The following is a 21,543-nucleotide window of genomic DNA, read 5'->3' on the forward strand; positions in this document are numbered from 1 at the left end:
AACTGCCGCACATACCGCGCCAGCGAAGGCCGCGCACCACTCACGGTGAGGCCGTACTTGGCGGCGAGCTCCGCCGCGGTCAGCCCGTCGTCGGGCGACGGGGTCACGGTGCTCACCGCGACTCCGACGTCATGCGTTGTCTCACTCACCAGGGGAAACTCTCGTTCTCAGGATGCGCGGCCGGGTCGGGCGCAGGCAGGAGCCGACGGCCGGGGTACGGCCGCATGGTCTCAGATGTCGAGGGTGTCAGATGACGGGAGGCCGGCCCAGCCGGGTCAGGCGCCACACCGTGCGCCACTTCATGGGGCGCCGGGGGCCGCAGGAGCCCTTCCAGCCCTCCTTGAAACCGCCGAACCATGCCTTCAGGGCCGGTCCCGAGGGACGGCGGGCCAGGGTGAGCAGCAGCCAGACGCCCAGGTAGACCGGGACGAGGAGCGCGGGCAGGTTGCGGCGGGCGAGCCAGACACGGTTGCGGGCCACCATGCGGTGGTAGACCGCGTGCCGCGAGGGGGCGGTCGTCGGGTGGTACAGCACCATGTCCGACCGGTAGTCGATCATCCAGCCGGCGTCGAGGGCACGCCAGGCCAGATCGGTCTCCTCGTGTGCGTAGAAGAACTCGTCGGGCAGACCGCCGACGTCGGCGAAGACCTTCGTGCGCACCGCGTTGGCGCCGCCGAGGAAGGTGGTGACGCGCGAGGAGCGCATCGGGTCGGAGGCGCGCAGCCGGGGGACGTGCCGGCGCTGGGTGACGCCGGTCTCCGGGTCGGCGATGCGGAAGCTGATGATCCCGAGCTCGGGGTCCGCCGCGAAGGCCTGCCGGCACAGCTCGGCGGTGTCGTTGCGGGCGAGCAGGCCGTCGTCGTCCAGGAACAGCAGGATGTCGACGTCGCTCCCGCCGCGGCCGAACGCCTCGATGCCGACGTTGCGTCCGCCGGGGATGCCGAGGTTCTCGGGCAGCTCGACGGTGCGGACGCCGTCGGGGACGTCCGGGACGGGCGAGCCGTTGCCGACGACGACCACCTCGACCGGGTCGCCGTCCTGCTTGGCGACCGATTCGAGGAGGGCCCGCAGCTCGTCGGGGCGGTTGCCCATGGTGATGATGACCGCGCCGACCTTCGTACCCGTCATGCCCGCGCTCACTTCAGCCTGCTGGAGGCGAGGACGGACACCAGGTGCAGCACGGTCTGCAGCAGGGCGATGCCGGCCAGGACGGCGACGCCGAGCCGCGAGAAGAACAGGTCGCCCCTGGCCTCGTCCACGATCGCCAGGACCAGGATCAGCAGGGACGCCTCGATGCCGAGGACGAGGCGGTGGAACTTCAGCGCCGAGGCGGCCCTGCGGGCCAGTGCCACGCCGGACGAGCGCGGCGCGGACGCCGCCTCCTTGACCGGTTCCATGCCCGCCTGGTGCCGGGCCACGCCGACCAGGTCCGTCTCGGCCTTGATCAGGATCGCGCCCAGGGCGGCGAGGGTGCCGAGGAAGGCCCACAGCCAGTCGATCCGGCCGGTGCCCCACAGGTCGGCGGCGCGCAGGCCGAAGCCGACGAGCACCGCGGCGTCGGTGAGGTACGCGCCGACCCGGTCCAGGTAGACCCCGGACAGGGAGTACTGCTTCTTCCAGCGCGCTATCTCGCCGTCCACGCAGTCGAGGAGCAGGTAGAGCTGGACCGCCACCACGCCGAGCACGGCGCCCCAGATCCCCGGCACCAGCAGGGCCGGGGCGGCGAGGACGCCGAAGACGGTCATCAGGTAGGTCAGCTGGTTGGGCGTGACCCGGGTGTTCACCAGGTGCCGGTCGATGCGCAGGGAGATCTCGCGCATGTACAGCCGGCCACCCCAGTGCTCGCCGCTGCGCCGGTCCTTCACGCCCGGTGGGTGGACGACCGGGCGGAGCTCAGCTACCGATGGCTTTTGCATAGTCGGCGTAGGCGTCCTTGATCTGGTCGGTGGAGAGGTCGAGGTGTTCGAGGATGGTGTAGCGGCCGGGCCGGGTCTTCGGGGCGAACTCCACCACCTGGACGAACTCGTCCGGGGTGAAGCCGATCTCCTCCGGCAGCACGGGCAGGCCGTGCCGGTACAGCACCTCGGCCATGTTCCCCGACTCCTCGCGGGCGCCGCGCAGGTACATCGCGAAGGCCGCGCCCAGGCCGCACTGCTCGCCGTGGCTCGCCGCGCGCTTGGGGAAGAGGAGGTCGAAGGCGTGGTTGATCTCGTGGCAGGCCCCCGAGGCCGGCCGCGAGTCGCCGGCGACGGACATGGAGATGCCGGTGAGCACCAGTCCCTCGGCCAGCACCTGCAGGAAGCCGTCGTCGCCGACGCCGCCGGGGTGGCGCAGCACGGCCTCGCCGGCCTGGCGGGCCATCGCGGCGGCGAGGCCGTCGATCGGCTCGCCCTTCTCGCGGTTGGCCAGCTCCCAGTCCGCCACCGCGGAGATGTTGGACAGGGCGTCGCCGATGCCCGAGCGCACGAAGCGGACGGGGGCCTCGCGGATCACGTCGAGGTCGATGACGACGGCGATCGGGTTCGGTACGCCGTAGGAGCCGCGGCCCGCGTCGTTGTCGAGGGTGGCGACCGGCGAGCACAGGCCGTCGTGCGAGAGGTTCGTGGCGACGGCGACCAGCGGCAGACCGATGCGCGCGGCGGCGAACTTCGCACAGTCGATGATCTTGCCCCCGCCCAGGCCCACGACGGCGTCGTAGCGGCCCTTCTTCATGGCGTCGGCGAGCTTGATCGCGTCGTCCAGGGTGCCGCCGCCGACCTCGAACCAGTCGGCGCCCGGCATCGCCGGAGCCAGCCGCTCGCGCAGCTTGGCGCCGGAGCCGCCGCTGATCGCGACGGCCAGCTTGCCGGAGTGCGAGATGCGCTGGTCGGCGAGGACCGCCGCCAGGTCGTCCAGGGCACCCGGACGGATGTCGACGACGACCGGCGAGGGGATGAGCCTCGTCAGTACTGGCACGCGATCTCACGTCCCTTGGCGAGGTCGTCGTGGTTGTCGATCTCGACCCACTTGACGTCACCGATGGGCGCGACGTCGATGCGGAAGCCGCGGTTGACGAGCTCCTGGTAGCCGTGCTCGTAGAACTGCTGCGGGTCCGTCTCGAAGACCGTCCTCAGCGCGTCGGCGAGCTCGTCGGCGGCCTCGCCCTCGATGAGGGTGACGCCGATGTACTCGCCGGTGGCCTCGGCCGGGTCCATCAGCTTCGTGATCTTCGTCATGCCGCCCTCGGGGCCGACGACGACCTTCATCTCCTCCTCGGCGAGGGACTTCACCGTGTCGAGCGCGAGGATGATCTTCTTGCCGTCACCGCGGGCGGCCAGCAGGGTCTTCTCGACGGAGACCGGGTGCACGGTGTCGCCGTTGGCGAGGATCACCGAGTGCTTGATCGCGTCACGGCCGCACCACAGGGAGTAGGCGTTGTTCCACTCCTCGGCCTTGTCGTTGTCGATCAGGGTGATCTTCAGGCCGTACTTCTGCTCCAGCGCCTCGCGGCGCTCGTAGACGGCCTCCTTGCGGTAGCCGACGATGATCGCGACCTCGGTCAGGCCGATCTCGGCGAAGTTGCCGAGGGTCAGGTCCAGGACGGTGAGGCTGTCCTCGTTGCCTTCGGGTCCGACCGGCACCAGCGCCTTGGGCAGGGTGTCGGTGTAGGGGCGAAGACGCCGTCCGGCGCCGGCCGCCAGCACGAGGCCGATCATGCGGGTTCTCCTTCATCGTGTACGGCGGGTGCTTGCGAGGACACCCAGAAACGGATGCTCTCGGCGAGCACCACCAGTGCCACGGCCACGGCGAGTGCCGTGAGCGCGACCTTGAAATCAGTGGTGGCGAGCAGCGCGGCCAGGACGGTGACGAGCAGGGTCCTGCCCTCGTGGCCGCCGATCGCGCGCACCAGCCAGTGCGGCGGCGCACCGGCGTCGCCGCGGATGCGGTACACCGTGTCGTAGTGATGGTAGGCGACGGCCGCCACCAGCCCGAAAGCCGCCGGAAGCGCTCCGTTCGCATCGGCTCGGACGGCCAGTGCGAGGACGGTGAGGTACTCGCCGGCGCGCAGGACCGGGGGAACCAGCCAGTCCAGGGCGCCCTTGAGGGGCAGGGCGACCGCGACGCCCGAGGTCAGCACGTAGACGACGGCGGCGAGGACGGGCAGCCAACTGCCGTACGGGGCGGCCCAGGCGGTGGCGACCAGCAGCGCGGTGCCCGGGAGCGCGAGGAAGGCGCGCGAAGCACCCGGCAGGCGCGCGGCCACTCCCTTCAGCAGCCGTGCCGCGCCCCGCGCGAGCGGGCCGCTGTCCGCGAGGTCCGCCAGGGCGCGGGCCGCCCGGTCCGTGCGCCTCGCCTTCCTCGTCAGGGACCGCAGCACCCGGCCCGCGGTGGTGTAGAGGGCGGCGAACGCGCAGCCGATCAGCAGGACGCAGAAAGTGATGCGCGGTGTGGTGAGCGCGGTGAGGACGGCGATCAGCGCCCAGCGCTCGCCGATGGGCAGCACGATCATCCGGCGCACCCAGACCGTCCAGCCGACGCTGTCCAGCTTGTCCGACAGGGCGGCGGTGGGGCTGGTGTTGGCGGTGGCGTCGTGGTTGGCCTCGTTGAAGCTGAAGTCGACGACGTGCCGGCAGGTCTGCAGGACCATCGCGCCGAGCGCGAGCGCCCACACGTCGTCGCCGCCGCGGGCCGCGCCGAGCGCGAGGCCCGCGTAGTAGGCGTACTCCTTGGCCCGGTCGAAGGTCGCGTCCAGCCAGGCGCCGAGCGTGGAGTACTGCAGCGAGTAGCGGGCGAGCTGGCCGTCGGTGCAGTCCAGGACGAAGGAGAACAGCAGCAGCAGTCCGGCCGCGACGAAGCCGCCGCGGGTGCCGGTGGCCGCGCAGCCGGCCGCGACCAGCGCGGTGAGCAGCGAGGCGGTGGTGACCTGGTTGGGGGTCAGCCCGCGGCGCGCGCACCAGCGCGCGATGTAGCGGGAGTACGGGCTGATGCAGTGCGTGGTGAAGAAGCCGTCGCGGGACTTCACGGCCGTGCGCAGCCGGATCGCCTCGTCGTCGACGGCGGCGACGGACTGGCGGACCTCGTTGCGGGCCTGCGGGTCGCGCGGCACGGCGGCGACGAGTTCGCCCAGTTCGGGGCGGTGCACGGCGGTGTCGAGGACGTCGGCGACCTGGTCGGGCAGGACGCCGACGGCGACCGGGCCGTGGCCGGGGGCGCCCGCGCAGGCGCGCACCGCGCGCAGGAGCGCCTGCCGGGCGGCGGGCCGGGCGGTCACGGCGCCCGGGATCGCGGCCGCGTCGAAGCGGGGGTCGGTGAGACCGAGCCGCAGCGCGTGCACGTGTCCGACGAAGCGGGCGTCGACGACGGCGACCCGCTGGTCGGCGGGGACCGCCGCGAGGAGCGCCTCGGTGTCACCGGCGCCGGCCGCGACCCGCACGTCGAAGCCGAGCGACCGCAGGTCGCCCTCGAGCGACGATCCGGGGACCGGCTGGCCGGTGAGGATGGCGGTCGACAGCGGACTCACTCCTTGGGTGCCGGCGCGGCGGCGCCGGGCATGTGTGTGGTGGAGCGCCCCTGGCTGCGGTGCCCGGGCGGCATGTCGGCAGAGGTTATCGGATGATGGGAAGCGGGCGTTCACCGCCCGTTCACGCTCCGATCAGCGAGGTCCGGGTGCCGACCGCGCGATCATCATGGGCGATCCCGGGCCCGCCCCACAAACCCGCCCTTCCCTTACGTCATGATTCACGGCATCCCTCCCGGTTGCCGCGGTGGGCCGCGCGCCCGCATAGGGTGGACGCCCATGACGTGGCTGATCACCGGCGGAGCCGGATACATCGGGGCACATGTGGCGCGCGCCATGGCGGCGGCCGGTGAGCCCGTGCTCGCGCTCGACGACCTCTCGGCCGGGGTGCGCGCCCGGCTCCCGCGGGACATACCCCTCGTGCAGGGCTCGTCGCTGGACGGCGACCTGCTCAAGCGGATCCTCACCGAGCACTCCGTGACGGGCGTGGTGCACCTCGCCGCGCGCAAGCAGGTCGGCGAGTCCGTGGCCGAGCCCACCCGCTACTACCAGGAGAACGTGGGCGGTCTGGCGACGCTCCTCGACGCGGTCGCCCAGGCGGGCGTGCGCCGGTTCGTCCTCTCCTCCTCCGCGGCCGTCTACGGCAACCCGGACGCGGACCTCATCACGGAGGACACGCCCTGTGCCCCGATGAGCCCGTACGGCGAGACCAAGCTCGCGGGCGAGTGGCTGGTGCGGGCGGCGGGCCGGGCCCACGGCATCGCGACCGTGTGCCTGCGCTACTTCAACGTGGCGGGCGCGGCGTCGCCGGAGCTGGCGGACACCGGGGTCTTCAACGTGGTGCCCATGGTCTTCGACCGGCTCACCCGCGGCGAGGCCCCCCGGATCTTCGGCGACGACTACCCGACGCCGGACGGCACCTGCGTGCGCGACTACATCCACGTCGCCGACCTCGCCGACGCCCACCTGGCGGCGGCCCGGCACCTGGCCGCGGACGGCGCGGAGGGCGACCTGACGGTGAACATCGGGCGCGGCGAGGGGGTGTCGGTGCGGGAGCTGGTCACGCTGATCGGTGAGGTGACCGGCGACCGGCGGCCCGCGCTGGTGGAGCCGCGCCGCCCCGGGGACGCGCCGCGCGCGGTCGCCTCGGCCGGCCTGGCCGCCGAGGCGCTGGGCTGGCGGGCCCGGCGGGGGCTGCGCGAGATGGTCGAGTCGGCGTGGCAGGGGTGGCTGCTGCACCGCGGTGGATGACCCCGCGGACACCGCGGGGAAGAGCTCTGCGGGGGCGCTTCCCCGCGCTGCGCACGCGGTGCGGAGGCTTCCGCGCTCCTCCGCGCGCCGCGTGCATCCGCCCGGACGCGGAGGACGAGACCGGGCTACGACGGGTGCGGGCGGCCGGGTACGGCGATGCGCGCCGGGGCCACGGCCCGCCGCGGTGGTCGCGCCGGGACGGCCCGGAACCGGGACCCGTACGTCGAAGCCGTGTGCGACCGGGACCGACACGATCGTGTGCGGCCCGGCGGGCAGCGGTTCCCCGCCCGCGGCGCCGGGCACGATCAGGTGCCTGGGCACGCTCCGGCCCCCCGGCCGCCCGTCCCGCCGGTGCCCGCCGCGCCGGGACATGCGGCACCGCGGAGAACCGGCTGCGTCCGGTGCGTGCGGCAGACTGGGCACGAAGACCGATGTGAAGGATGGGTATGCCGATCACACCTGCCACCGCGACGAACAGTTCGTCGAACGGCACCGCCGAAGCGATCCTGCTGGAACTGGTCGACGAGAACGGCACGACGATCGGCACCGCCGAGAAGCTCACCGCGCACCAGCCCCCCGGGCAGCTGCACCGGGCGTTCTCCGTCTTCCTCTTCGACGAGCGGGGCCGCCTGCTGCTCCAGCAGCGGGCGCTGGGCAAGTACCACTCCCCCGGCGTGTGGTCCAACACGTGCTGCGGCCACCCGTACCCCGGCGAGTCGCCCTTCGCGGCGGCCGCCCGGCGCACCTGGGAGGAGCTCGGGGTGTCGCCCTCGCTGCTCGCGGAGGCCGGCACCGTCCGCTACAACCACCCGGACCCGGCCTCTGGCCTGGTGGAGCAGGAGTACAACCACCTGTTCGTCGGACTGGTGCAGGCCACGCCGCGGCCGGACCCGGAGGAGGTCGGCGGGATCGTCTTCGTGAGCGCCGCCGAGCTGGAGGGGCGGCACGCACAGGACCCGTTCTCGGCGTGGTTCATGACCGTCCTGGACGCGGCCCGCCCGGCGATCCGCGAGCTGACGGGCCCGGCCGCCGGCTGGTGAGCGGGGCGGCGCGGCCGCACGGAGCCGGATCGGGCGCCTAGGACTCCGGGCGCCGAGGGGACTCCGGACGCCTACGGAACGGTCCAGGCACCGACGGGACGGTCCGGGTGCCGACGGGACACGGTCCGCGCACCGACGGGCGGTCTAGGCGCCGGCGGGCTTGAGCGGCAGGGCGGTCCAGATCACCTTGCCGCCGCTCGCGGTGTGCTCGACGTCGCAGACGCCGCCCGCCTCGCGGGTGAGCTCGCGCACGAGGAGCAGTCCGCGGCCGCCGGTGCGGCCGTGGTCCGCCTCCAGGGCGGTCGGCCGGTAGGGGTGCTCGTCCTCCACGGAGACCCGCACCCACTCGGCCCCCACGGCGATCTCGACGGCGAGCGTCGGGGACAGCACCGCGGCGTGCCGGACGGCGTTGGTGACCAGCTCGGAGACGATCAGCAGCAGCGTCTGGACCACGTCGTCGGCGGCGGGCACCCCCTGGCGCACCAGCAGGTCGCGGACGGCGTGCCGGGCCTGGGGCACCGAGGCGTCGACGGCGGGGGCGGTGAAACGCCACACCCCCTCGTACGGCAGTGGCCCCGGAGGTCTGCGCTCCGGAGCCGCCCTGCCGCCGCCCTCGGGGCGCGGGCCGGGCCCCCGCCCGTGATCGTCCATCGTCCGGTCGCCACCCTTGCGCTCGGTTGTCACCACACGTCGAGTGTTGGGAACGCACAGGTCCGTACCGGATGCCTGAACAGAAGTCAGCGACTATCGACAGCTTCTGATCGTCCGCGCAGTATCACGTCGGTCACAGGACAGAACCTGTCCTCGCTGTGCAACTTCACGAACTATTCGGGTTGTACGGGTTTGCCCCGCACCGGGCCGGGAGAGGAGCACCGCCCGCCGTTCGGGGAACATCCGGTGAACGGCGGGAACCGGCCGGGCCGCGCCTCGCCTCCCCGCGCCCGCGCCCCCGCCCCCTCCTCGATCGTGGGCGCGCGGACCGCGGATAGCATCCGGCGCATGGAGCCGCAGCTGACCCACACGGTCGCCGACGGGGTGGCCACCGTCGTGATCGACCATCCGGCCAAGCGCAACGCGATGACCGCCGCCATGTGGGCCGCGCTGCCACCGCTCCTCGACGTCCTGGCGGCCGGCCCGGACGTACGGGTCCTCGTGCTCACCGGCGCGGGCGGGACGTTCTGCTCGGGCGCCGACATCTCCACGCTGCGCGGCTCGCCCGAACGGGCGCAGCGGCTCGCGGTCGCCGCCGAGGAGGCGCTCGCCGCGTTCCCCCGGCCGACGCTCGCGGCGGTGCGCGGCCACTGCGTGGGCGGCGGCTGCCAGCTCGCGGCCGCCTGCGACCTGCGGTTCGCGGAGGAGGGCGCGCTGTTCGGGGTGACCCCGGCGAAGCTGGGGATCGTGTACCCGGCCTCCTCCACCCGGCGGCTGACCTCGCTGGTCGGACCGGCCACCGCGAAGTACCTGCTGTTCTCCGGCGAGTTGATCGACGCGGCGCGGGCGCTGCGGACCGGCCTGGCGGACGAGGTCGTGCCGGCCGGCGGGCTCGACGGGCGTGTCGCGGAGTTCGCCCGGATCCTGGCCACGCGCTCGCAGCTGACGCAGGCCGCAGCGAAGGAGTTCGTGGACGGCCGTACGGACCGGGACGCGTACTGGGCGGCGCGGGCGCGCGAGAGCGACGACACCGCGGAGGGCGTCGCCGCGTTCCTGGAGCGCCGCGCGCCGCGGTTCACCTGGACGACGACGCCCTGACCGTGCCGGTCCCGACGGCCGCGACCGCCCTGACCGTGGCCGTCCTGTCGTGGTCTTCACGGTCGCCGTCCGGAGCCGTCGGCGGGCGGCGGCCGCCCGGCGGCGTCCGCGCCGGTGCGGCGGACGAATCCCGCCGCACCCCTGTCCCGCATACCGACCAGTCAGTAACGTACGGGTATGACCACCACCGCACTTCCGGAGCGCGCCGGGCGGCGCTGCCACAACGTCCTGAATCCGCTCCACTCGGCGCACTACTTCTCGCCCGACCTCGGGCGGGAGCTGGCCGCCGTCGGGATCGCCGATCCGCGGGGCGCGTACTTCGCGGTACGGTCGGCCGCCATGGGGCCCGTGGGCGCGGGCACGGTGACGGCCACGTTCTACAACTTCCGCCACGGGCTGGTGGCGGAGCACGTGCCGGCGGTATGGGAGGCCGCGTCCCCGCGGACCGTCCTGGAGGCGCGCGGGCGGGCCGTCGACGCGACGCTGCGCCGGCTGCTGGGCGAGGAGCTGATCCGCTCCGCGGAGACGGCCGAGGCGGCGGAGCTGGCGCTGCGCGCGGCCGAAGCGTGCTCCCGCACCGCGCGCCCGCTGTACGCCGCGCACGCCGACCTGCCCGTGCCCGAGGAGCCGCACCTCGCGCTCTGGCACGCGGCGACGCTGCTGCGCGAACACCGCGGCGACGGGCACCTCGCCGTCCTGCTCGACGCCGAACTCGACCCGGTCGAGGCGCTGGTGAGCCACAGCGCGACCGGCAAGGGCATGTCCCCGAAGTGGGCGCTGGCCACCCGCGGCTGGGACCGGGCGGACTGGGAGGCGGCGGCCGGGCGGCTGCGCGAGCGCGGACTCCTGGACGCCGACGGGGAGTTGACGGAGGCGGGCGTCGCGCTGCGGCGCGGGATCGAGGCCGAGACCGACCGCCTCGACCGGGCCCCGTACGAGCACCTGGGCGCCGCGGGCGTCGCCCGGCTGACGGAGATCGCGACCGGTCTGCTGACGACGGCGTCCGCCGCGGGCGCCTTTCCGGCAGGCATGATCGGAAAAAGCTGAGGTACCCGTTCATTGTCCGGCCGGAACGGCCGGAGGACGAAAGGGGATGCACATGTTCCGCGCGATCGCAGATGTGCTGCGACAGATCGGCGGGGCGATCGCCACCGTGGTGACGCTCCCGTTCCGTGCCCTGGCCCGGCTCTTCGGCGGGGCCTCCCAGACGACCCGCGGGCGGGCCTGACGCCCACAGCCCCGCGGCACGACGGAGCCGGACGCGCGAGAGGCGCGTCCGGCTCCGTGCGTTGCGGGACCGGTCCGCGCGTACGGGACTCGTGCGTACGGGGTCCCCGTGCACAGGGCTCGTGCGTACGGGTGCCGGGGTCCGCGCCCGCCGGGGCGGTGTCCCCCGGGCTCACGGGGCCCGGGCTCGCCGGGGGCGTCCCCTGCGCCGCGCGCGGGCGGGCCACGGCGCCCTGATCCCCCGCTGTCGGCACGACCTGCCACAATTGCCGCGCAACCTCAGTGGAGAAGGCGGTACGGGATCGTGACGACACCCCTCGTAGGGTCCATCGAAGGCAGGATCGCCGAGGAGCTCGGCGTACGCGAGCGGCAGGTGAAGGCCGCGGTCGACTTGCTCGACGGCGGGTCGACGGTGCCTTTCATCGCCCGCTACCGCAAGGAAGCGACCGAGATGCTCGACGACGCGCAGCTGCGCACGATCGAGGAGCGGCTGCGCTATCTGCGGGAGCTGGAGGAGCGCCGGAGCGCGGTCCTGGAGTCGGTGCGCGAGCAGGGCAAGCTGACGGAGGAGGTCGAGGCGCAGATCCGCGGCGCGGAGACCAAGGCCCGGCTGGAGGACGTCTACCTGCCGTTCAAGCCCAAGCGGCGGACCAAGGCGCAGATCGCGCGCGAGGCCGGTCTGGAGCCGCTGGCCGACGGGCTGCTGAGCGACCCGTCCGTGGAGCCGCTCGCCGCGGCCGCCGCCTTCGTCGACGCGGACAAGGGCGTCGCCGACCCGCAGGCCGCCCTGGACGGCGCCCGCGCCGTCCTCACCGAGCGGTTCTCCGAGGACGCCGACCTCATCGGCGAGCTGCGCGAGCGCATGTGGGTGCGCGGCCGCCTCGCCGCGAAGGTGCGCGAGGGCAAGGAGGAGGCGGGCGCGAAGTTCGCCGACTACTTCGACTTCGCCGAGCCCTTCACCGAGCTGCCCTCGCACCGGGTCCTGGCGATGCTGCGCGGCGAGAAGGAGGAGGTCCTCGACCTCGTCCTGGAGCCGGAGGAGCCCTCCGGGCAGCCCGGCCCCTCCTCGTACGAGGGCACGATCGCCCACCGCTTCGGTATCGCGGACCGCGGCCGCCCGGCCGACAAGTGGCTGACGGACACCGTCCGCTGGGCCTGGCGCACGCGCATCCTGGTCCACCTCGGCATCGACCTGCGGCTGCGGCTGCGCACGGCCGCCGAGGACGAGGCGGTGAACGTGTTCGCGGCGAACCTGCGCGACCTGCTGCTCGCCGCCCCGGCCGGCACGCGCGCGACGCTGGGCCTCGACCCGGGCTTCCGTACGGGCGTGAAGGTCGCCGTGGTCGACGCCACCGGCAAGGTCGTCGCCACGGACGTGATCCACCCGCACGTCCCGGCCAACAAGTGGGACGAGGCGCTGGCCAAGCTGGCACGGCTCGCGAAGGAGCACGCGGTCGAGCTGATCGCGATCGGCAACGGCACGGCGTCCCGCGAGACGGACAAGCTCGCCGGCGAGCTGATCGCCAGCCACCCGGAGCTGGGGCTCACCAAGGTGATGGTGTCCGAGGCCGGCGCGTCGGTGTACTCGGCGTCGGCGTTCGCCTCCCAGGAGCTGCCCGGCATGGACGTGTCCCTGCGCGGTGCCGTCTCCATCGCCCGCCGCCTGCAGGACCCGCTCGCCGAGCTGGTGAAGATCGACCCGAAGTCGATCGGCGTCGGCCAGTACCAGCACGACCTGTCCGAGGTGAAGCTGTCGCGCTCGCTGGACGCGGTGGTCGAGGACTGCGTGAACGGCGTGGGCGTGGACGTGAACACCGCCTCCGCGCCGCTGCTCGCCCGGGTCTCCGGCATCTCCTCCGGGCTCGCCGAGAACATCGTGGCGCACCGGGACCAGAACGGCCCGTTCCGCTCCCGTACGGCCCTGAAGGACGTGGCCCGCCTCGGTCCGAAGGCCTACGAGCAGTGCGCGGGCTTCCTGCGCATCCGCGGCGGCGACGACCCGCTGGACGCCTCCAGCGTGCACCCCGAGGCGTACCCGGTGGTGCGCCGCATGGTGAAGACGACGGGCGGCGAGGTCGCCTCGCTGATCGGCGACACGGCGACCCTGCGGTCGCTGCGCCCCGACGACTTCGTGGACGAGAAGTTCGGCCTGCCGACCGTCACCGACATCCTGAAGGAGCTGGAGAAGCCGGGGCGCGACCCGCGGCCCGCTTTCAAGACGGCCACCTTCAAGGAGGGCGTGGAGAAGATCTCCGACCTGTCGTCCGGGATGGTCCTGGAGGGGGTCGTCACGAACGTGGCGGCGTTCGGCGCGTTCGTGGACGTCGGCGTCCACCAGGACGGTCTGGTGCACGTCTCCGCGATGTCGAGGACGTTCGTCAAGGACCCGCGGGACGTCGTCAAGCCGGGCGACATCGTCAAGGTGAAGGTGCTGGACGTCGACATCCCGCGCAAGCGGATCTCGCTGACGCTGCGGCTCGACGACGAGGCCGCGCCGGAGGGCGGCGACCGCCAGGGCGGCGGCGAGCGCCGGCGCGGCGGGCGCCCGCCGCAGCAGCGGGGCGGCCAGCGGCAGGGCGGCCGGCAGGGGCGCGGTGGCGGCGGGGGCGGCTCACGCCAGGCGCCGCCGCCGGCCAACAGCGCGATGGCGGACGCCCTGCGCCGGGCCGGGCTGGTGGACCCGAAGAAGCGCTGACGGAGGGCCGGGGCGCCGCCCGCCACGAGGCGGGCGGCGCCCCCGCCGCACGAGTCGGCCGCTTCCGCGCCCGCAGGGCCCGGCCGCCTCTCCTCCGTGCGGGCCGGCCGCTTCCGCATCCACCCGGATCGGCCGCCCCTCCCCCGTACGGGTCGGCCGCCCGCCCTTGCGTACGGGGCAGCCGCTTCCCTTTCGTACGGGTCAGCCGCCTCTTCCGTACGTATCGGGCCGGCCGCCGTCCCTCCGTACCGGTCAGCCGTCCGCCGTCGCCCGGTGTTCCGCCACCTTGCCGTCGGCGACCTCCAGGCGGCGCGTCGTGCGGACCGCGTCCAGCATGCGGCGGTCGTGGGTGACCAGCAGGAGCGTGCCCTCGTAGGAGTCCAGGGCCGACTCCAGCTGCTCGATGGCCGGCAGGTCGAGGTGGTTGGTCGGCTCGTCGAGGACGAGGAGGTTGACGCCCCGGCCCTGGAGCAGGGCCAGCGCCGCGCGGGTGCGCTCGCCCGGCGAGAGCGTCGCCGCGGACCGCAGCACGTGGTCGGACTTCAGACCGAACTTCGCCAGCAGCGTGCGCACCTCCGCGGGCTCGGTGTCGGGCACCGCCGCGCAGAACGCGTCGAGCAGCGACCGGGAGCCGTGGAACAGCCTGCGGGCCTGGTCGACCTCGCCGACCACCACGCCGGAGCCGAGCGCCGCGTGCCCCGCGTCCAGGGGTACGCGGCCCAGCAGGGCGCCGAGCAGCGTGGACTTGCCCGCGCCGTTGGCGCCGGTGACGGCGACCCGGTCCGCCCAGTCGATCTGCAGGGTGACGGGCCCGAGCGCGAAGTCCCCGCGCCGCACCTCGGCGTCGCGCAGGGCGGCGACCACGGCGCCGGAGCGCGGCGCCGCCGCGATCTCCATGCGCAGCTCCCACTCCTTGCGCGGCTCCTCGACCACGTCGAGCCGCTCGATCATGCGCTGGGTCTGCCGGGCCTTGGCGGCCTGCTTCTCGCTCGCCTCGCTGCGGAACTTCCGCCCGATCTTGTCGTTGTCGCCCGCCTTGCGCCGCGCGTTCTTGACGCCCTTGTCCATCCAGGCGCGCTGCGTCCGGGCGCGCCCTTCGAGGGCCGCCCTCTTGTCGGCGTACTCCTCGTAGTCGTCGCGGGCGTGGCGGCGCGCCACCTCGCGCTCCTCCAGGTACGCCTCGTAGCCGCCGCCGTAGAGGTTCACCGTGTTCTGGGCGAGGTCGAGTTCGAGCACCTTGGTGGCCGTGCGGGTGAGGAACTCGCGGTCGTGGCTGACGACGACGGTCCCGGCGCGCAGGCCCGTCACGAACCGTTCGAGGCGCTCCAGGCCGTCCAGGTCCAGGTCGTTGGTCGGCTCGTCCAGCAGGAAGACGTCGTAGCGGGAGAGCAGCAGCGAGGCGAGCTGCGCGCGGGCGGCCTGCCCGCCGGAGAGCGAGGTCATGGGCTGGTCGAGACCGACCCCGAGGTTCAGGGAGCCGGCCACCTCCTCGGCCCGTTCGTCGAGGTCGGCGCCGCCGAGGCCGAGCCAGCGCTCCAGCGCGGCGGCGTACGCGTCGTCCGCGCCCGGCGCCCCGTCGACCAGCGCCTGCGTCGCCTCGTCCATCGTCCGCTGCGCCTCGGCCACGCCCGTGCGGCGGGCCAGGAACTCCCGCACGCTCTCCCCCGGCCGCCGCTCCGGCTCCTGGGGCAGGTGGCCGACGGTCGCGGCCGGCGGGGACAGGCGCAGCTCGCCCTGTTCCGGCGGGAGCGCTCCGGCGAGCAGCCGCAGCAGGGTGGACTTGCCCGCGCCGTTGGCACCGACGAGACCGATCACGTCGCCGGGCGCGACGACGAGGTCGAGCCCGGAGAAGAGCGAGCGGTCGCCGTGGCCGGCGGCGAGGTTCTTGGCGACGAGGGTGGCAGTCATCAGGAGGCCGATCCTAACGAGCGCGACGGCCGCTTCCGCCACCGGATGAAACCGGCCCCGCGGCCGGGGCGTCAGCGCCGTACCGCCGCCGCCAGCACGCTCCCCGCGGTCCGCGCCACCACGAAGGACTCCCCCTTGACCGCCCCGGCGTCGAGCGGGACGCGGTGGCGGCCGGTCTCCAGGACGCCGTCGAAGACGGGGTGGACGCGGGTGCGGTGGAGGCGGTCGACGCGGTACGCGGTGAGCTGCACGCGGCAGGGGGAGGCGACCTCGACCTCCGCCCCGCCGCCGGCGGCCGTCAGGCCCGTCAGCCGCCGCCGGTCCGCCGGGCTGCGGTCCAGGGCGTGCTCGGTCTGCGCGACCAGCAGCGGGACGATCGGCGCGAGCCCGTCGACGTACGCCACGTCGGCGCCCGCGCGCCCGAAGGCGGCCCGTACGGCGGCCCGTTCGTCCGCGCCGACCGCGGGGCCGAAGACGACGGCGCCGTACGTGCGCAGCTCGTCGGCGGGCACGTCCGCGGCGTCGCCGGTGATCTCGGCGCCGACGCCGACGGTGCGCAGGGCGGCGGCCAGCCGGGCCAGCACGGCGACGCGGGCGCCGATCAGCAGCACGCGCCGGCGGCCCGCGGCCACGCCGTCCAGCAGGGAGCCGAGCGCGGCCCGGTACTCGGCGCCGCGGAAGCGGAACGGGCCGATGCCGCGGTAGCCGTTCAGCTCCAGGTCGGCGTGGTCGCCGGTCTGCCAGGCGAAGTCCCGCCACACGAAGTCCTCGCCGGCCCGCTCGATCACCGCGGTGACCGCGCCGCAGGCGAGGTCGGCGCACTCGGGGCAGCCGTAGATGACGTACCGCCCGCCGGCGAGCGGGGCGGCGGCCTCCAGGAGCAGGGCGCGCACCTGCTCGGTGAAGATCGCGGGCGGTACGTCGGAGGCGAGCGGGGAGACGGCGTCGAGGTCGGAGAGGCGGAAGAGCAGCGGGCGCCCGTCGACGACGAAGTCCACGAAGTCCCGGTGCGCCCGGTGGTCGCCGCCGGCGAGGATCTCGCCGGGGCGCGTCGCCGGGGCCAGGCCGAAGGTCGCGTACTCGGCAGACATGCTGTGAGTATTCCCGCACGCGCGGTGGTCCGTGTGCGGCGCGAGCCATTCCGCTACGGTCCGGCCGTGGACGGAATACGAAGCGATGATGTGATCGTGGTCGGCGGTGGTGTCATCGGGCTGACGACGGCGATCGTGCTGGCGGAGAGCGGAAGGCGCGTCCGGGTGTGGACGCGGGACCCGGCCGAGCGCACCACCTCGGCGGTCGCGGGCGCCCTCTGGTGGCCCTACCGCATCGAACCGGAAGCGCTCGTCGGCGCGTGGTCGCTGGAGTCCCTGACGGTGTACGAAGAGCTGGCGGAGCGGCCCGGCCAGACGGGCGTACGCGTGGTCGAGGGCGTACACGGCGAGACGGAGCTGGACGGGCTCGGGGCGTGGGCGGCGCGGGTGCCGGGGATGCGCGCCGCGACGACCGAGGAGTATCCGCCGGGGACCGGGCTGTGGGCACGGCTGCCGCTGATCGACATGCCGGTCCACCTGCGGTGGCTGCGCGGGCGGCTGGCCGCGGCGGGCGGCGTCGTCGAGGAGCGGTCCGTGCGGGGTCTGGCGGAGGCCGCCGCGCGGGCGCCGGTGGTGGTCAACTGCTCGGGGCTCGGCGCCCGCGAGCTGGTGCCGGACCCGGCGGTGCGGCCCGTGCGGGGGCAGCTGGTCGTCGTCGGGAACCCGGGGGTGCGCACCTGGCTGACCTCGGTGGACCACACGTCGGCCGCCCCGACGTACGTCTTCCCGCAGTCGGACGTGGTGATCCTGGGCGGGACCGCGGAGGAGGACGCGTGGTCGCTGACGCCGGACCCCGGGGTGGCCGAGGCGATCGTGCGGCGGTGCGCGGCACTGTGTCCGGAACTCGCCGGTGCGCGCGTCCTCGGCCACCGGGTGGGGCTGCGGCCGGCGCGGGACGCGGTGCGCCTGGAGCGGGAGGAACTGCCGGGCGGCGGTACGGTCGTGCACAACTACGGGCACGGCGGGGCGGGCGTCACGGTGGCGTGGGGGTGCGCGCGGGAGGCGGCGGCGCTGGCGGGGGCGGCCGCCGCCTGACGGGGCACGCGTGTGCCCGGCGGCGCCCGTACGCGTGCGCCGGGCCGGCGTACGCGTGCCCGACGGGCGCCGGCACGCATACACCGGCTGCCGCTTCCCCTGTGCGGGGGCGACGGCTTCGGCCGCAGGGCGCGCCCGCCGCCTTCGCGGCCCCGGCCCCCGCCGTACCTCCCGGCCGGGTCGGTCGCGCCCGGGACCGTAGGGCACGGCCACGGCCGCGCCGGGCACCCGCACCGTCCTTTCGGGCCCGGACCGCGGGACTGTACGGGCTGACGGTGCCCAGACCTTGCCCGCCGGGCGGACGGTGCCCGGACCTCTCCACCGGACGGACAGCGCCCGGATCCTGCCCGCCGGGCGGGCGGTGTTCGGAGCCTGCCCGCCCGCCGGGCGGGGTCTATGCCTTGCCCGCCGGGCTGCCGCCGGTCGGCTCCTTGTCCCGTTCGCCGTCCCGTTCGGTGTTCCGCTCGCCGCTCGGCTCGCCGATCGGCGGCATGCCGATCGGGTCGCCCTCGACCTCCGTGCCCTGACCGGGGCCGATCCGGATCTCGAACTCGCCGTCGTACTTCTTGTGGCCCTCGATCACGGCGAGCTGGACCGCCTCGGAGCCCATCGCGCGGCGCACGACGACCGGGTCGGCGCGCAGGTCGCGCATGAGGGCCACGCACATGCCGATCATCACGAGGACGAACGGCGCCGCGACGAGGATCGTCAGGTTCTGCAGGCCCGAGAGGGCGTCGCCCTCCCCGCCTCCGACGAGCAGCATCACGGCGGCGACGGCGCCGGTGACCACGCCCCAGAAGACCACGACGAACCGGCCGGGTTCGAGCGCGCCCCGCTGCGAGAGCGTGCCCATCACGATGGACGCCGCGTCGGCGCCGGAGACGAAGAAGATGCCGACCAGGACCATCACGAGCAGGCTGGTCGCGGTGGCGGCCGGGAACTCCCGCAGCACTCCGAAGAGCTGGCCCTCCGGGGTGGACTCGTCGCCGAGCCGCCCGCCCGCCCGCATCTTGGTGGCCGAACCGCCGAAGATCGCGAACCAGAGCAGGCTGACCGTGCTCGGGACGAGGATCACGCCGCCGATGAACTGCCGGATGGTGCGGCCCCGGCTGATGCGGGCGATGAACATGCCGACGAACGGCGTCCAGGAGATCCACCAGGCCCAGTAGAAGACGGTCCAGCCGCTCAGCCACTCCGCCACGTCCTCGCCGCCGGTGGCCTCCGTGCGCCCGGCCAGCTGGGGCAGGTCGCCGAGGTAGGTGAAGAGCGAGGTCGGCACCAGGTCGAGGACGAAGACGGTGGGACCGGCGACGAACACGAAGAGCGCCAGGACCAGGGCGAGCACCATGTTGGTGTTGGACAGCCACTGGATGCCGCGCTCGACGCCGGAGACGGCCGAGGCGACGAAGGCGACGGTGAGCACGGCGATGACGGCGACCAGCAGTCCGGTGCCCGCCTTCTCCATCCAGCCCAATTCCTGGATGCCGGAGCCGATCTGCAGCGCGCCCAGGCCCAGGGAGGCGGCCGAGCCGAAGAGGGTGGCGAAGATGGCGAGGATGTCGATGACCCGCCCGGCGGTGCCGTTGGCGTTCCTCTCGCCGATCAGCGGCGTGAACACGGCACTGATCGTCTGGCGCCTGCGCCGCCGGAAGGTGCTGTACGCGATGGCGAGACCGACGACCGCGTAGATCGCCCAGGGGTGCAGCGTCCAGTGGAAGAGGGTGGTGGACATGGCCGTCTCGATACGCTGGGCCGAGCCGGCCGGATCGGTGCCGGGCGGCGGCGACGTGTAGTGCGAGAGCGGCTCGCTGACGCCGTAGAACATCAGGCCGATGCCCATGCCGGCGCTGAACATCATCGCCACCCAGGAGACGGTGCGGAACTCCGGGTCCTCGCCCTCCTCGCCGAGCTGGATGCTGCCGTACCGGCTGACCGCGAGCCACAGCGCGAAGATGACGAAGCAGGAGGCGGCGAGCATGAAAGCCCAGCCACCGTTGTGGATCAGGCCGTCGAGCAGGCTCTCCGAGGTGTTTTCGAGGGAGTCCGTGGCGACCGCTCCCCAGACGACGAACGCCAGGGTCAGCACGGCGGTCACGCCGAAGACGACCCGGTCCGTCCGTGGTCCGCGGACACTGCTTTCGACGCGTTGTGTCTCTTGTGTCATGGGCGACGCCTTTCGGTCATGGCTGGGACACGCTGTGCGCCCCTATGCCCTGCCCCGGCCTGCGCCATGCACAACTATTCGATCACCGGCGGCGGATTGCCCGTCGATGTGCGGGTATGGCCTGCGCGTTCCGGCGATCGACGGGCGGGTGCCCCGGTTCTGGCGGACCGATGCCCGTACACCGCCCGGCCGGGCGGAACATGGCCGGGACATGGCGATCGCGTGAAGCGCGAAGCCATGTACATGACCTATACACGCGGAACTGCGTAGGGTCCGACCGGCCCCGTCCACCTACGACTTGGAGCTTCCGTGCACCGCAGACTGATCGTCCCGGGCGCGCTCGCGGCCTCCCTGCTGCTGGCGGTCCCGGCATCGGCGGCCGCCCCCACGCCCGGCGCGCCGGGCATCGGCGACCCCTACTACCCGGCCTACGGCAACGGCGGGTACGACGTCTCCCACTACGACCTGCGGCTGACCTACCGGCCGGCGACGGACGAGCTGGAGGGCACGGCGACCCTGCTGGCCCGCACCACACAGGACCTGTCGCGGTTCGACCTGGACTTCCTGCTGGACGTGAGCGAGGTGCGGGTGAACGGCGCGAAGGCGTCGTTCACCGCCTCGGGCGAGCACGAGCTGCAGATCACGCCCAGGACGCCGCTGGCCGAGGGCACGGACGTCACCGTCGTGGTGCGCTACGGCGGGGTGCCGTCGTCGAAGTCGGCGTACGGGTTCACCAGCTGGCACCGCACCCCGGACGGCGGGGTCGCCGCGAACGAGCCCGAGGCGGCGTGGTGGTGGTTCCCGAGCAACGACCATCCGCTGGACAAGGCCACCTACGACGTGTCGGTGTCCGTGCCGGAGGGGACGCAGGCGATCTCCAACGGCACGCTGCAGTCGCGGACCACGCAGCGCGGCTGGACCCGCTTCGCCTGGCGCTCGAACCGACCGCAGGCCACCTACCTGGCCACGCTGGCCGTCGGGAGGTTCGACGTCACGACGGGCACCACGGACAGCGGCATCCCGGTCGTCAACGCGTACAGCGAGGACCTGGGCGACCACTACGGGGCGGCGCGGGCGAGCGTCGAGCGCACCGGCGAGGTCGCCGACTGGCTGGCGGAGTACTTCGGGCCGTACCCGTTCGGCGCGCTCGGCGGGTACGTGCCGAACACGACCACCGGGTACGCGCTGGAGACGCAGACCCGGCCGTTCTACAGCCCGCGCCAGTTCGCGAACGGCTCCAACGTCTCCGTCGTGGTCCACGAGCTGGCCCACCAGTGGTACGGCGACAGCGTGTCCGTGGCCGGCTGGAAGGACATCTGGATCAACGAGGGCTTCGCGCGGTACGCGCAGTGGCTGTGGTCGGAGCACGAGGGCGAGGGGACGGCCCAGGAGCTCGCGGACCACGTGTACGCCTCGCACCCGGCCGACGACGCGTTCTGGACGGTCGGGCCCGGCGACCCGGGCCCGGAGAACCAGTTCCACACCGCCGTCTACGACCGCGGGGCGCTGGCGCTCCAGGCGCTGCGCAACGAGATCGGCGACGAGGCGTTCTTCACGGTCCTGAAGGGCTGGCCGCGGCGGTACGCCTACGGCAACGCCACGGTCGGCGACTTCCGCGCGTACGCGGAGGAGGTCTCCGGCAAGCCCCTCTCGGCCTTCTTCGACACCTGGCTGTACGAGCCGTCGAAGCCGGCCGCGCCCGCCGCGCGGGCGGCCTCGCTCGCCCGCACCGCGAAGCCGGCGCCCCGGCCGGAGTCCTGGAAGAAGATCGCGGCGACGAACACGGTCCACGCGCACGACGCGCACCACGGCCGCTGAGGGGAGGGAGGGTCCGCCTCCGGAACGGGTCCGGCCCCGGCACCGCGCGTGCGGTGCCGGGGCCGGAC

Annotated in this window: 17 protein-coding genes and 1 pseudogene; 8 read left to right on the forward strand and 10 right to left on the reverse strand. The window is 73.9% G+C overall.

Going from position 1 to position 21,543, the window contains the following annotated elements; translation table 11 throughout:
- From IE271_RS42785 to IE271_RS37060, 6 genes and pseudogenes are all read right to left on the reverse strand, one after another.
- Nucleotides 1-149: pseudogene (locus IE271_RS42785) on the reverse strand (ABC transporter permease); the annotation flags it as partial.
- Nucleotides 150-246: 97 nt separating this feature from the next.
- The gene (locus tag IE271_RS37040) at nt 247-1,128 is read right to left on the reverse strand and encodes a glycosyltransferase family 2 protein (protein WP_190194867.1); all 882 of its coding nucleotides are present in this window, start codon (nt 1,126-1,128) and stop codon (nt 247-249) included.
- An 8-nt stretch (nt 1,129-1,136) separates the two neighbouring features.
- Nucleotides 1,137-1,916: a CDP-alcohol phosphatidyltransferase family protein gene (locus tag IE271_RS37045; RefSeq protein WP_190194868.1), complete on the reverse strand. Its 780-nt coding sequence runs from the start codon at nt 1,914-1,916 to the stop codon at nt 1,137-1,139.
- The gene (locus tag IE271_RS37050; RefSeq protein ID WP_190194869.1) at nt 1,894-2,955 is read right to left on the reverse strand and encodes an iron-containing alcohol dehydrogenase family protein; all 1,062 of its coding nucleotides are present in this window, start codon (nt 2,953-2,955) and stop codon (nt 1,894-1,896) included. Before IE271_RS37050 ends, IE271_RS37045 begins: the two co-directional genes overlap by 23 nt.
- Nucleotides 2,943-3,695, reverse strand: coding sequence for a phosphocholine cytidylyltransferase family protein (locus IE271_RS37055; RefSeq protein ID WP_190194870.1), 753 nt, complete (start codon nt 3,693-3,695; stop codon nt 2,943-2,945). The genes IE271_RS37050 and IE271_RS37055 overlap by 13 nt, the downstream gene beginning before the upstream one ends.
- Entirely contained in the window at nt 3,692-5,491 is a 1,800-nt protein-coding gene (locus IE271_RS37060; protein ID WP_190194880.1) for a DUF5941 domain-containing protein, read from the reverse strand. The genes IE271_RS37055 and IE271_RS37060 overlap by 4 nt, the downstream gene beginning before the upstream one ends.
- Nucleotides 5,492-5,776: 285 nt before the next feature.
- Here IE271_RS37060 and galE point away from each other — a divergent pair, with 285 nt between their 5' ends.
- Both galE and idi read left to right on the forward strand, forming a co-directional pair.
- A complete protein-coding gene (gene galE / locus IE271_RS37065) occupies nt 5,777-6,748 on the forward strand; it encodes a UDP-glucose 4-epimerase GalE (RefSeq protein WP_190194871.1) in 972 nt (323 codons plus the stop codon).
- A 446-nt stretch (nt 6,749-7,194) separates the two neighbouring features.
- Nucleotides 7,195-7,788, forward strand: a complete 594-nt coding sequence (idi, locus tag IE271_RS37070) for an isopentenyl-diphosphate Delta-isomerase (protein WP_190194872.1) — start codon at nt 7,195-7,197, stop codon at nt 7,786-7,788.
- Between the two features lie 144 nt (nt 7,789-7,932).
- On the opposite strand, the gene IE271_RS37075 is transcribed toward idi, so the two are convergent.
- Nucleotides 7,933-8,439, reverse strand: a complete 507-nt coding sequence (locus tag IE271_RS37075) for an ATP-binding protein (protein ID WP_190194881.1) — start codon at nt 8,437-8,439, stop codon at nt 7,933-7,935.
- Between the two features lie 348 nt (nt 8,440-8,787).
- Between IE271_RS37075 and IE271_RS37080 the strand changes: the two genes are divergently transcribed.
- The 4 genes from IE271_RS37080 to IE271_RS37090 all read left to right on the forward strand — a co-directional run bounded on the left by IE271_RS37080 (nt 8,788) and on the right by IE271_RS37090 (nt 13,459).
- Nucleotides 8,788-9,537 (forward strand): enoyl-CoA hydratase/isomerase family protein, encoded by a 750-nt coding sequence (locus IE271_RS37080; protein ID WP_190194873.1) that lies wholly within the window; start codon nt 8,788-8,790, stop codon nt 9,535-9,537.
- Between the two features lie 177 nt (nt 9,538-9,714).
- On the forward strand, nt 9,715-10,584 hold the full coding sequence (locus tag IE271_RS37085; protein WP_190194874.1) for an SCO6745 family protein: 870 nt from the start codon (nt 9,715-9,717) through the stop codon (nt 10,582-10,584).
- Nucleotides 10,585-10,636: 52 nt separating this feature from the next.
- On the forward strand, nt 10,637-10,765 hold the full coding sequence (locus tag IE271_RS43485) for an LPFR motif small protein (protein WP_268256268.1): 129 nt from the start codon (nt 10,637-10,639) through the stop codon (nt 10,763-10,765).
- Nucleotides 10,766-11,068: 303 nt separating this feature from the next.
- Nucleotides 11,069-13,459 (forward strand): Tex family protein, encoded by a 2,391-nt coding sequence (locus IE271_RS37090; protein WP_190194875.1) that lies wholly within the window; start codon nt 11,069-11,071, stop codon nt 13,457-13,459.
- 252 nt (nt 13,460-13,711) lie between these two features.
- Here IE271_RS37090 and IE271_RS37095 read toward each other — a convergent pair whose 3' ends face one another.
- A complete protein-coding gene (locus IE271_RS37095) occupies nt 13,712-15,367 on the reverse strand; it encodes an ABC-F family ATP-binding cassette domain-containing protein (RefSeq protein ID WP_190194876.1) in 1,656 nt (551 codons plus the stop codon).
- Between the two features lie 71 nt (nt 15,368-15,438).
- Nucleotides 15,439-16,458, reverse strand: a complete 1,020-nt coding sequence (locus tag IE271_RS37100; protein ID WP_190194877.1) for an oxidoreductase — start codon at nt 16,456-16,458, stop codon at nt 15,439-15,441.
- A 66-nt stretch (nt 16,459-16,524) separates the two neighbouring features.
- Here IE271_RS37100 and IE271_RS37105 point away from each other — a divergent pair, with 66 nt between their 5' ends.
- Entirely contained in the window at nt 16,525-17,493 is a 969-nt protein-coding gene (locus IE271_RS37105; protein ID WP_229919841.1) for an FAD-dependent oxidoreductase, read from the forward strand.
- Nucleotides 17,494-17,887: 394 nt separating this feature from the next.
- Here the strand turns inward: IE271_RS37105 and IE271_RS37110 are convergent, their stop codons facing one another.
- On the reverse strand, nt 17,888-19,657 hold the full coding sequence (locus tag IE271_RS37110) for a BCCT family transporter (protein WP_190194878.1): 1,770 nt from the start codon (nt 19,655-19,657) through the stop codon (nt 17,888-17,890).
- 309 nt (nt 19,658-19,966) lie between these two features.
- Between IE271_RS37110 and IE271_RS37115 the strand changes: the two genes are divergently transcribed.
- Nucleotides 19,967-21,475, forward strand: coding sequence for a M1 family metallopeptidase (locus IE271_RS37115; RefSeq protein ID WP_190194879.1), 1,509 nt, complete (start codon nt 19,967-19,969; stop codon nt 21,473-21,475).
- The last annotated feature ends 68 nt before the right edge of the window (nt 21,476-21,543 follow it).

The sequence above is a fragment of the Streptomyces minutiscleroticus genome (assembly GCF_014650875.1).
Classification (GTDB): Bacteria; Actinomycetota; Actinomycetes; order Streptomycetales; family Streptomycetaceae; genus Streptomyces; species Streptomyces minutiscleroticus.

Coding starts and splice junctions, on each gene's coding strand:
- IE271_RS37040 (WP_190194867.1), bottom strand. CDS start 1,128: ATGACGGGTACGAAGGTCGGCGCGGTCATCATCACCATGGGCAACCGC.
- IE271_RS37045 (WP_190194868.1), bottom strand. CDS start 1,916: ATGCAAAAGCCATCGGTAGCTGAGCTCCGCCCGGTCGTCCACCCACCG.
- IE271_RS37055 (WP_190194870.1), bottom strand. CDS start 3,695: ATGATCGGCCTCGTGCTGGCGGCCGGCGCCGGACGGCGTCTTCGCCCC.
- galE (WP_190194871.1), top strand. CDS start 5,777: ATGACGTGGCTGATCACCGGCGGAGCCGGATACATCGGGGCACATGTG.
- idi (WP_190194872.1), top strand. CDS start 7,195: ATGCCGATCACACCTGCCACCGCGACGAACAGTTCGTCGAACGGCACC.
- IE271_RS37075 (WP_190194881.1), bottom strand. CDS start 8,439: ATGGACGATCACGGGCGGGGGCCCGGCCCGCGCCCCGAGGGCGGCGGC.
- IE271_RS37080 (WP_190194873.1), top strand. CDS start 8,788: ATGGAGCCGCAGCTGACCCACACGGTCGCCGACGGGGTGGCCACCGTC.
- IE271_RS37085 (WP_190194874.1), top strand. CDS start 9,715: ATGACCACCACCGCACTTCCGGAGCGCGCCGGGCGGCGCTGCCACAAC.
- IE271_RS43485 (WP_268256268.1), top strand. CDS start 10,637: ATGTTCCGCGCGATCGCAGATGTGCTGCGACAGATCGGCGGGGCGATC.
- IE271_RS37095 (WP_190194876.1), bottom strand. CDS start 15,367: ATGACTGCCACCCTCGTCGCCAAGAACCTCGCCGCCGGCCACGGCGAC.
- IE271_RS37100 (WP_190194877.1), bottom strand. CDS start 16,458: ATGTCTGCCGAGTACGCGACCTTCGGCCTGGCCCCGGCGACGCGCCCC.
- IE271_RS37110 (WP_190194878.1), bottom strand. CDS start 19,657: ATGACACAAGAGACACAACGCGTCGAAAGCAGTGTCCGCGGACCACGG.